Below are 553 nucleotides of genomic sequence, written 5' to 3' on the forward strand. Positions count from 1 at the left end.
ACCTACTACATCATCAACCGCCCTTTCAAAGATGATGAACTCTTACCTATAGGTAAAGCTTGTAAAAATACAGAACTTTTAGTCTTTGATGAAAATATGAATTATATAAGTCCTAAAGAAATAGGCAAAAAAGGAGAATTATATGTAAGAGGAACTTCTTTATCTTTAGGATATTACAATGATAAAGAAAAAACCAAAAAAGCTTTTATACAAAATCCTTTACATGATAATTATTTAGATTTACTCTATAAAACAGGAGATATTGTTGCTTATAATGAATTTGAAGAATTATTGTGTTATGGAAGAGTAGACAATCAGATCAAATACATGGGTCATAGAATTGAACTAGGAGAAATAGAAAATATTATTAATTCTCATGATAAAGTAAGAAACTCTGCTTGTATTTTTAAAGAAGAGATTATTTGTTTTTATGAGAGTAAAGAAGAAATTGATTTTAGAATGTTTTTAAAAGATAAATTACCTCTTTACATGATACCTAAACATTTTAAAAGAATTGATAGTTTTAAACTCAATCAAAATGGTAAGATTGATA

General features: G+C 25.5%; 1 pseudogene. It reads left to right on the top strand.

Annotated features, from left to right (window positions below):
- Positions 1 to 553, top strand: a pseudogene (locus H2279_RS08690) (amino acid adenylation protein); the annotation flags it as partial.

The sequence above is a fragment of the Campylobacter sp. B0100352/1 genome (assembly GCF_020135855.1).
GTDB lineage: Bacteria > Campylobacterota > Campylobacteria > Campylobacterales > Campylobacteraceae > Campylobacter_D > Campylobacter_D taeniopygiae.